This window comes from Candidatus Woesearchaeota archaeon (assembly GCA_003694805.1).
In the GTDB taxonomy this organism is placed as follows: Archaea; Nanobdellota; Nanobdellia; order Woesearchaeales; family J110; genus J110.
Map to the genome: position 1 here is coordinate 1 of RFJU01000146.1, position 10,903 is coordinate 10,903.

General features: G+C 52.0%; 4 protein-coding genes. 1 reads left to right on the plus strand and 3 read right to left on the minus strand.

From position 1 onward, the window contains the following. Window positions 1–3,641 (minus strand): hypothetical protein (locus tag D6783_05465; GenBank protein ID RME52237.1); only part of this gene is annotated, 3,641 nt, incomplete at its 3' end. Between the two features lie 350 nt (window positions 3,642–3,991). On the opposite strand from D6783_05465, the gene D6783_05470 reads away from it, so the two are divergent. After that, the gene (locus D6783_05470) at window positions 3,992–4,408 is read left to right on the plus strand and encodes an ArsR family transcriptional regulator (GenBank protein ID RME52238.1); all 417 of its coding nucleotides are present in this window, start codon (window positions 3,992–3,994) and stop codon (window positions 4,406–4,408) included. A gap of 41 nt (window positions 4,409–4,449) precedes the next feature. Here D6783_05470 and D6783_05475 read toward each other — a convergent pair whose 3' ends face one another. Beyond that, window positions 4,450–5,307, minus strand: coding sequence for a hypothetical protein (locus D6783_05475; protein RME52239.1), 858 nt, complete (start codon window positions 5,305–5,307; stop codon window positions 4,450–4,452). Window positions 5,308–5,596: 289 nt separating this feature from the next. Beyond that, window positions 5,597–10,486: a hypothetical protein gene (locus D6783_05480; GenBank protein ID RME52240.1), complete on the minus strand. Its 4,890-nt coding sequence runs from the start codon at window positions 10,484–10,486 to the stop codon at window positions 5,597–5,599. Between the last annotated feature and the right edge of the window lie 417 nt (window positions 10,487–10,903).

The window sequence follows — 10,903 nt, forward strand, 5'->3', positions numbered from 1 at the left end:
ACATTCACCGTCACAGAAACATTCGTATTATTCCTCGTCACATTATCCGACAACGAAACACTCACAATCACCGGAGAAACACTATCCACCAAGATAGACACCCCTTCAGACGTGTTGCTGTTGCTGGAGGCATCAGTAGCATTGAATCGCAAAAAGCACGTTCCTTCTCCACACCCCAGCGCAGTCGCGTTCGTCACCACCGTCCACAACGTCGCCGACACGTTAGACATGGAAACCGTTGAACTATTTCCTACAACTACTGAAGCGACCGTGTTATTGTCATCGACGGTCACGTTTATTCGTATCGAAGCGTTTGCATGCACAACAGAATCGTTGACAACGCCACCGGATACCGAAGGCGGCACCGTATCTACAACTGTGTACGTTGTTGTTTCCGAATCGTTTCTGTTCCCCGAGGTGTCGTTTGCAATGATTGTCACGTTGTGAACCCCTAGGACGAACGTATTTGCGTACGAAGCGTTGTAGCGCCCGTCGGCATCTCCATCGAGCAGCGTGATCGTTTCACTCGTGCCGTTCGGCCATGAAATATTTGCAAGAACAGTATCTACTGCGACGTTATCGCTTACGTTCGCTGCAATCTCCACTGGGGAAAACTGTTCAACTGTTGAAGGCGTCGCGGTTACAGCAGACACTGCAGGGACGGCCGTGTCGTTAGACGCTTCTGTGGTGAAGTTGAATTCTCCCGACTGGTTCTTGTTGCCAGCGACATCTGTTGTGTTCACAACGTAGAAATACGTCGTGTTGGGGGATAGATTTACGATTGTTACTGCGTGCTGCACGCCGATGGAATTATTTGCGACGGAGAACGTGTAGTTCCCACTCGATGTCCCGTACCACACCACTCCTGTTGTGTTCTCGTTCGTCTGCCATTGCACAACCGCGCTCTCATTCGTTATAGACGAATTTGTCACGTTGGAGATCGTGGCCGGCGTGTTGTCGTTTGTTATAGTTAGCGTGGTTGATGCGTTTGTATTGTCCGCCTCATCTGTGACAATGAAGGCGATGACACATTGTCCTTCTGGACAGCCGAGTGCAGAGGCGTTTGTAACTGCTGAATAGAGCGAGCCGTTTACTAGATTGAGCGAAACAGAAGACGTGTTCTGTGCCGTGACTGCAGCCACACCTGTATTGTCTGAGGCGGTGATGTTGAGTCGTATCGGCGTCGTGTTCTGCACAAGCGATGCATTGACTGATGCGTTCTGTGCTGAAGGATTTATGTCGTCAATGGTGAAGGTTGCACTCGTATCCGTCGCGTTATTATCAGCCTCATCAACCGCGACCACATCCACCGGGGAGCCGCCTGCAACAAGCGCAATCGTACCATTCCACAAGCCACCACCCACACTCACCAAACCAACACCTTCCGCAGAAACCGACACCACACCCGTCGCGTCACTAACATTCACCGTCACAGAAACATTCGTATTATTTTTCGTTATGTTATCCGACAATGAAACGCTGTGAATAGTTGGCGCGGTATCGTCAATGATGAATCCTGCGCTCGTGTCTGTCTGGACATTCCCAACTCCGTCTGTTGCAATAACATCTACTGGGGAGCCGCCCGCAACAAGCGTAATCGTGCCATTCCACAAACCACCACCCACACTCACCAAACTAACACCCTCTGCAGAAACTGACACCACGCCAACAAGGGCATCGGAAACATTCACCGTCACAGAAACATTCGTATTATTTTTCGTTATGTTATCCGACAACGAAACGCTGCTAATCGTGGGCGATGTCGTGTCCACCGTGATGTTCACTCCCGTATCACTCCCCACAGTTCCTGTGCTCTTTGTCGCGTTCACGGTTATGTTGTACACACCATCGGGCAAACCCTCCTGGGTCGCGTTGAAGTTGTACGTAAAAACCGTGCCGCTTGTTGTGTTGGTTACATTCACTACAAGGTCGCCGCTGGTGTTAAAGAAAAAGAACGTGGCATTTTGTGCAACTTCGTTGGTTGTCGCGTTAAGAAGAAAAGTGGCGTTGTGCTGAGAATTGTTAGAGGGCGCTGTGAGAGAAACCAGCAGCGGCGTGTCAAGAATGGTCACGTTTGATGCATTCACCGCAGAACCGTACGCTTCACCATCAAACGGACGCACCTCGCACGTCCAAACTTCTCCGACGCTCGTGTTTCCGCTCCCGAGTACGTGGCTGGCGAGCGTCCCGTTGGAAACCCCAAAGCTCGTGTTCAAAAAAGAAGAGCCGTCAACGAACCACGTGATATTGACCGAGAGCGACTGGCCTGTGTTGTTATCCTCGACAACGAACGAGCAGTTCAAATCTTCATTGACCAGAGGAGAGAGCGGCGTAAGATTAATTTGCACCACGGCAGGGAGTTGGTTAGGAGGGTTCGTCGTCACTGAAATATTGTTTTCAGCAGAAACACTTGTGTTCTTGTTTCCCGCATCGTCCACGGTGTAAACCTGAAACGTGTACGCCGTAGCAGCCACCAATCCAGTGACGTTATAAGATGTTTGCGACGTGTTCGCTACGAAAACACTCCCATCACGCCACACTTCAGTGTGGTTCACATCAGTTGCGTTCGACACGTTCCAGGCCAAGAACACCCACGTTCTTCCCGTTGACTGGTTCGTCAAATTCTCAGCCTGCAACGGGGGCGTGTCATCAACGGTCAATGAAGCCGTTACTGAATTGTTGACGTTGCCGTAGTTGTCCACCGCCGTGAACGTAAGCGTGCATACGCCTTCTCCACACCCCAGCGCAGTCGCGTTCGTCACCACCGTCCACAACGTCGCCGACACGTTAGCCATCACAACACTTGAAGCATTGCTCACGTTCACCCCTGCAACGCCCTGCGTGTCCGTGACCGTTACGTTAATCTCGACAGGGTCGGAACTCCTCGCCAAAGAAGGCGTCACCGTCGGGCTTGAAACCGACGGAGGCGTCCCGTCCGACACGTTAAACCATGTCGTGACTGAATCGTTCACATTCCCGACAGTATCGTTAGCAATAAATGTGACATTGTACCTCCCAAGAAGCGACGTATCAGAAAATGTGCCGTTGAACCTGCCGTCCGAGTTCGTATCGCTTAACGTGATTGTGCTAACACTGGCGTTCGGCAAAGAAACGCTTGCTTCAACTGCCTCAACTCCGACAAGCGCGTCCGACGCGTTCACTTCTAAAACCACTTGCTCGCTCTCGTTGTAGAGCGTTCCTGCAAGAGGCGCAGGGTCTCCTACAACGGGCGGTGTTGCATCAATAGTCACGTTTGCGTTCGTTGCAGAGACCGTCGTTCCTGAAGTATTCGTTGCGTTGGCAGTGATGTTGTACACCCCGTCCGGAAGACCCCTCTCTGTCGCATTATATGAAAAGAGAAAGGTCGTGCCAGGCGTCGTGTTTGTTACATTGTCAACAACAACCCCCGAGGCATTTATAAAGAAGAACGTCACGTTGCTCGCCTGAGCGTCTGTTGATGCGTTCAGCAAGAAACTACCCTGATTCGTTGAATTCTCTGCAGGGGTGTGAATTGTGACTTGCGCCAATGCCAAAACGTACACACTCAGCAAGAAGAGGACTATCAGCCCGCCAACACCACTGAGCATCACCACCCTGCTTTGGCCCTTCGGCCCCACTGGAACCACCACCCCTCTTTGCATCAATCCTGCATCGATTTTCCTCCTTGAACAAACAAAACACCATATTTAAATATAGTGTTACCACTTTTTAGAAAGTATCTAAGACTTTTTTTCGTGACCCGCCCTTCACCCCACGCACGCTTAAGAAGCAAATACGTACACACAGCCATTTTTAAAACAAGCAAGGAACGAACAGCACACACACCATTGGAAAAGCCTGCTAACGTTCTTTGACCAAACAACAAGAAATCAACCCGCTCCCTTGGCAGAAAAGCGTCTTCTTCTGCTGCACTACAAAAAAGCTTAAATACCTTCCGCCCTAAGAACGCCTATCCCTCTAAGAACGAAACAGCACCGAAGAACGAAACAAAATGCCCTTCACGCGCATAACCATCATCAAAAGTAAACGCCCCAGTCCTGGCAACGTCAACGAAGAACTCCAATGGTTTGGAGGATCGTTGGGTCTTTTCAATTTGCGTGACAAGGACAAGTCGTGCTTTCGCATCTTCATCACCCTTCTCAAGCAGCTGAAGACCGGTGCTAAACTCACCAGCGACGCCATTGCAGAGGACACCGGCTTGAGCAGAGGAACAGTAATCCACCACTTGAAAAAACTCATGAACGCCGGACTCGTAGCCCACTACAAAAACACCTACCAACTCCGCGTCAAAACGCTTGAAGACCTCGTTACCACAACACAAGCGGCGATAAACGAAACGATGAACGAGCTTCTTGCCAGTGCGAAAGAACTGGACAAGCAACTTAACTTAAAAGAAGAAAAAAAATAAAAAAAAAGAGAGAGGGTAAAAACGCCTTTCTCTTGCTTACTTCACGATTTCTTTTTCTTCGCGAAGATAAAAAAGGCAATCCCCGCGACGATGAGTAGCAGAAGAGCAATGCTTGCACCCGCACGGAGAGGAGAACCCACGACAAAACCAGTAACGCCTCTCAAACCCGTTGTGCTGCCTTCCGACGTTGCAGGGAGGCCGTTGTCATCCTCGCCGCCGGTTGCCTGAACATCCACCGGTGCGCTGGCACGAAGCTCAGGAGGAATCTCGCACTCGCGCTCCTCTGCAGGCTTATTCTCCAGCGACTGGCACCGATTGCTATCCACGCACACCCTTTTTTGAAAGCCATTTAGACAATCCAGCCAGTCAGAGCACGTCCAGTCTGGAACGCACACGCCGCTTTCCTCGCCATCTCCCGCATCTTCAGAACTGGTTGTTGAGGCGACAAAACGGCCGCCTCCGCCGCCACCTCCGCCACCTCCGCCGCTGGAGGAGGAGCCTCCGAGGTTAACGCCGTTCACATCTAAATCCAAGCGGTGCGTGTTGTCATAATCGCCGGACGCGCTTCCTGAATTGAAAATCGCCCGCTCGCCCGTGTCAACATCCTGCACGTAGAACACAATCTCCTTTCCGTTCCTATCCCCGCGAGGATCATCAATAAGGAATACAGGATCATAGCCGTATTTTCCTGCCTTCGTCTTCGTCAAGTACGTCGCTCCGTCAATCACTGCCTTCACGACTAAGCCATCCGGCGCGGGTCCTCCGTTCACCGTAACCGTTCCGTAGAACTGCTCTGGCTGGCCACTTGACGTCTGCGCAGAAACAAACCCTGCTGGAAACGCAACCAAGCCAAGAACTAAAAAGACCAAGCTCAACACGTTCACCTGAAACCATACCATCCTTCTAAAAGCCCTTCTAAAACCTTTCATTTTTACCCCCATAAAATAGCAACTAGGAACGCTTCTTTGTTTTTAAACTTTTTCTTCCTATCCGCCTTCTCTTAGATCAAAAGCGGAAAAAGACACCAACGGCACAACCCTATCAAAAAAAACCTTGCCGAAGGAGCTGATTTTGAAAGCGAAGAAGAAAAAAAAGAAAAAAAATAGTGGAGCGGTCAAACACCCCTGCCTCTCCCGCTTTGGGGCATCCGCCCGTCCAAGATCGGCGTTCTACGAGTTCCGTTCCGCCTTACTCAAACGGGGCTCCCGGCCAGACGCACTGGAACTCTGAGTTCCACACACAGCTCGTTGCTGGCGCGTAGATGTCCTCAACATCGAGTTCGACCCAGTACCCGCGGCCTGCGTACATCACGTTGTCGCCTTCAAAGTAGTACTGGTCTCCGCACGTGTTCACGCCTGACCAGTACGCGTTGTGACCGCCACAGTTGATGTACGTCCAAACACTGCTCCACCTCGGGTAGCCCTCCTGCGTATCAACCAAGGAGTTGAGAGCACAGTAGCTGTTACTTCCGTACGTGTCGCCCGGGTACTCGTCTTCACAAATGGCGGTGTAGTCGTACTCGTCGTCGTACTCTTGCCATTGGGTTCCATAATACCCGATGAGGTTCCACCCTGGCAGGAGCGTTCTTGACGGAGGCACCTTGCCCGGCTGGAAGAGGCTTCCACCTAAGAGGAGGTCCTCATCCTCTCTCATCAACACCCAATAGCCATACCCTGGCCTGATAGCGTCCAGGTTGCTCGGCCCATCAGGTGACCACACCAGCCATCCGCTCGGGTCAGCATCAGGATCCGTGGGGTCGTACGCCCAGACAGAGTCAACGTTTTCAAGCTGGCCAAAGACGGCATCCGGGTCGTCGTTGAGGAGGACGAACGGCACCGAGATCAAATTCCACTTCTTGAAGAGTGAAATCTTAAACGGCTTACCCTCGACCTTGAAGTACTCGGTGTCAACATCTTCGCCGACGTTGCCCACGTTGTCAACACAATAGTACGAGAGTCTGTGCCAAGTCTCCTCATTAAAGAGGAAGTCCTCAACACCTCCTTCAACACAGCAATAGCCATCGCCGCTCTCGTTGTACGTCCTGCCTTCACCTTCACAGTACGACTGCGTCGCGTCCTCGCCGTCTAGACCGACTTGGAAGCAGATGCTCGTCGCCCCGGACGGGTGAGGCTCCTGGTCTTCACACGCGAGGTTAATGGGCGTGAGAAGGGTAATGTCCCAGCAAATCGTTTCTCCGTCTTCACCCACTTCGCACACTTCGCGAATGTCCGGGTAGAAGGTTTCCCCAAGATCCATATTCTCCTCGCTCATGGGCGATTTGGGGTCGTCAACCGTTTTTGCTGTGACCGGCGGCGTGGTGTCAACGAAGACACAGCGCTTCTCCGTGTTTTCCTTCCCTACATGATCCACCGCGTGCACTTCAATGAGGTGGCATGACTCTTCATCAATGGTGAACGACTCATTCTCCCACGAAAGCGAAGAGAACTCGCCTTCTCCTTCCGCTTCAGCGCAGAGCTTGGTATTGTAACAGCTCGCGTCATCAACGAGCGAGACGCGGTAGGAGACGTCGGCCACACCGGACGGGTGCGGCTGCGGATCAACCACGTCAACGCTAATTGGCGTAAACGCGTTGATGTACTCGCTACCATTCGCGTCTTGGTAATACGGCTCGCCAAGCACGATCTCAATTTCCGGAGCCTTCTTGTCGACAAAGACACAGCTTGCCTTGATCGCTTCATCGTTTTCAAGGTTGTCCGTGCTGAAGTATTCAACCATGTGACAGCTCTCTTCAGGGATGCCAAATGGCGTTCCGTTAAAGAGCATCCACTCAGACAAGTTGCTCGCGTCATGGATTGGCTGGCAGTACTGCTCTGGATCTTGGCAGTACACATCCTTAACGAGCGTGTAGCGGTAGTACGTGCCCTGCAAACCTGACGGGTGCGGCTGCGGATCTTCAGCAGAGAGGTTGACCCGCGACGCGGTATCAATGTACGTCACGTTATGGCACACTACTTCGCCGGTGTCGTTGCCATCCCCGTTCGTATCGCCTGCTTTGTCGTCAGGATAGACCACCTCGCACACTTCAACTTCGAACACGGGCGCGAGATAGTCCAGCTCCGTCACAGGAGGCTTCGTATCAACAGCGAACCACTCGACATCCACGTCGTTTGTGTTGCCCAAAGCATCCTCGCAAACGTATTCGACGTTGTGGATGGAGTCTTCCAGGAAGGAGAACGAATACACGACGCCATCACGGTCGTACCCGTTCTTCACAGGTTCCTTGCTGACACAGCAGTACCCTGTTTCATTGTCAAACTCGCCACCGAATTCATCACAGTATTTGTCGGTGAGGTACGAAACGTTCCCGCTGCGCGAATCTCCTTCATACGAAATCTTGTAGCACAAGTCTTCGTACTCAACCGGGTGTGGAAGCGGATCGTCGCACGAAAGCGTCACAACCGAGTCCTGCCCAACAAACCAGTCAAGGCCGCTACCGCAGTCCGGATCGGTCGAGTTCGAGCAGTCAGCATCGCCGCCTTCCCCAATAAACTCGCTTGGCTCTGAGACGTCTTTCATTCCGATCGGTGCAGAGTTATCTACAAAGACGCATTGCCACTGGAGCGGCTCTTCATTCCCGAGCGCGTCCACACTGTAATACTCGATTACGTGACACGACTCCGGCTCTTTGAAAAACGGCTCTTCATAGACTTGGAACGGCACATCAGGATCTTCTACCACGCCAAGGTAATACTCGGGGTTGCAGTAATTCGTTGTTCGACACTTTTGCGCATCCCCGCACTTGAGCGGCGCCTCATCCTTGATGTGACCGCAGACCTTGTTGGCCTCCACCGGGTCGCTGATGTACAGGTTCCTCCAATACGTCGTTTCATTCCCGACCTTCTCATCGTAAACGCTGAGTGTTACGGGAGTCAACGACGTAATCCATCGAGCAAAGCCACATCCTTCATCAGAACAGAACGAGCCATACCCTTCATCTGGGAAGCGTGGCTCTCCATACGTCTTGGTCGTCTCCGGAGGCGTGATGTCAACGAGGAACACCTCCTCGTCGTACGCTTCGTTACCGAGCGCGTCCTCACACCACACTTTCAAAATATGGCGGGAGTCTTCTGAAAAAGACACGTCAGTACCCGGCTCTTCAAACAACCCGCTCTCGACGAGGCACAGGCCGGTTGTTTCATCCCATTTTCCCTGCGCGTCGTCGCACTCGCCGCGTGACGCTTCCCACCAGATCTCGTACGAGCAGGCTACGTCATCAACATTGCAGCCGTTCCCTGTCGGGTCCGGATCTTCAACGCCAATGGAAATTATTGTTTCGTCCGTGACGTAGCATGAATCGTTGCTTCCCATTTCTGGCGGGCAGTCGCCAACTTGCGGACCATCAACCGTTTTTGTAATGACGGGGGGCGTTGCGTCAACCCTGAACACAGCAACGTACGGCTCGTCAGCCGTTCCACTCGTCTTGTTCACCGCATCGTAGCAGTAATACTCGATCTTGTGCACGCTATCCTCGCCAAAGAAGATTTCTTTTTGGACAACGTCACCGTTGGGGTCGATCCACTCGCTCCACTCCTCTGAGATGTCATCCCAGACGCGGTACCACAGTGAAACACTGTTTGAAGGGTGCGGACCGACGTCCTCGCAGGTAAGCGTGATAGGTGTTTCTGTCGTCACCCACGATTCACACCCGCTCGGGTCGTCGCCATCGCAAGGCGTGCTCGGGCTGCCAACATCGTGATTTACAACAGGAGGCGTCTTATCGACGAAAAAGCATTCTGCCTGCATTGCCTCCTTGTTGCCGAGATGGTCAACGCTGAAGTAATAGAGCGAGTGGCAGCTCTCCTGAAAGCCGCCGAGGATTTCTCCCGGCCTGAGCAACTTCCACTCTGCACCAACGCCGCACGCGTCATGAGCATTGCTCTCTACGCAATCATACCACTCTGGCGTTCCCTCACCAAACTCGGCTGCGCACCTGTCTTGTTGATCATCGATGCAGCCAGCGTATTCCTCGACATCGTACGGTGAACGAACTCCGCTCGTGTCGCAATACGTTTCGGGGTCGTAGCAGCGATCCCACTCGTCGCTGTCTTTCTCGCCAAAGTAGCGGTCAAAATACCACGTCTTGTCAACGCCGATGTTGCAGGAAAACCCTGTCGGGTCAGGATCCGCCGCTGTCAAGATGACGGTGCTGACACCATCAATCCACTGCGCCCCGTTCTGGTCTTGCTTGTAGGGGCCATCAAAGTCTAGCGTCGTCTCGGGCTCGGTGTCGTCCACCTTGTCGGTTTCTTCCACGACGACCTTGTTGCCTGCGAGGTCAAAACACTCAATCTCAATGAAGTGTTCTGAATCTTCATCAAACTGAATATTCCATTCTACAACGCCGTTGCTCGCCTCGATGGTCTCCCAGGCTTCCGGGTCATTATCATCGAGGGTATAGCGCCACTGGCAATACTCTATGCCGAGGTCGCACTCGTCATCATCATCAACTGCACTCACATTAATAACGGTTGATTGGGTTATCCAAAAGTCACACGTTTGTACGTCTGGGTTGCACGTGTCGTCCATCAAGACACGGGGCTCCCCAACAACCTTGGTCACTTCAGGGTCCGAACAATCAACCTGAACGAAGGGGAATTTAAAGACAACTTCACCAAGCGGCTGCTTATCATCAATCGTGGCAATCTTAAATTCGTTTCCGCACTCGCTGTTCGTGTCATCCAGCGTAGCAGTGAACGTGAACTCCTCTGTTTCGTTCTCATCAATCTTCCGAGGATCATTAATGGCGATTTCGTACTGGCAATAATTGAAGAGGGCAAGCCGGTCATCAAGCGTCCACCCATCAGGAGGCGCTCCGCATTGAAAATCGACAATGCCCGGGTCGCGCGAGCCATCGCCGTCCACATCATCATAAATGCGGACTTCACGCACGCTGTCCGGTCCGAGATTCGTAATGGACACGGTGAACGTCTGGCTCAAATCACCACAGTTCGCAATGTCCGGGCTGATGCTCACCTGCGTGTCGTGCTCGGCTGAAACGCTCATCGCGCTCAGCACTACTGCTGCAATTAATACTATGCTTGCCAGAATTTTCTTCATCATAGAACACCTCCAAGCGTTAGAATGACAGTATTTTTTATTGTATTTGTTTTATTGTATTTGCCGTGGTTGTTCAATACGGGCTCGGCAACGGCCTTCCCGATGGGTACGGTGCAGACGTGCTGGAGCGTACTCCAAAAAGAAAGAGGCTTCAACATACGAGGCTCATAGCAAGTCCTTACCGGCGCCATAGGCACCCCCCAGCGTACAGGAATCTCTCAACCACTCTTGAAGGGTAGATGCACATGTTCTATTTAAATTTTTTCAAAACAGGGCAAACTTTGCTTTTTTTAAAAAAAGAAAGAAAAACACGTATTTTCGACACCAAACAAGGACAAAAAAAGCCGTTTTTTTAGTGGTTCTAGGACCAGTCCTGCCACAAACAAGCCAACCTTCTCTTCTTCTGTTCTTCTTTCT

Bases quoted from the DNA above. Each gene is read 5' to 3' on its own strand.
- D6783_05470 (RME52238.1), top strand. From the start codon at position 3,992: ATGCCCTTCACGCGCATAACCATCATCAAAAGTAAACGCCCCAGTCCT.
- D6783_05475 (RME52239.1), bottom strand. From the start codon at position 5,307: ATGGTATGGTTTCAGGTGAACGTGTTGAGCTTGGTCTTTTTAGTTCTT.
- D6783_05480 (RME52240.1), bottom strand. From the start codon at position 10,486: ATGAAGAAAATTCTGGCAAGCATAGTATTAATTGCAGCAGTAGTGCTG.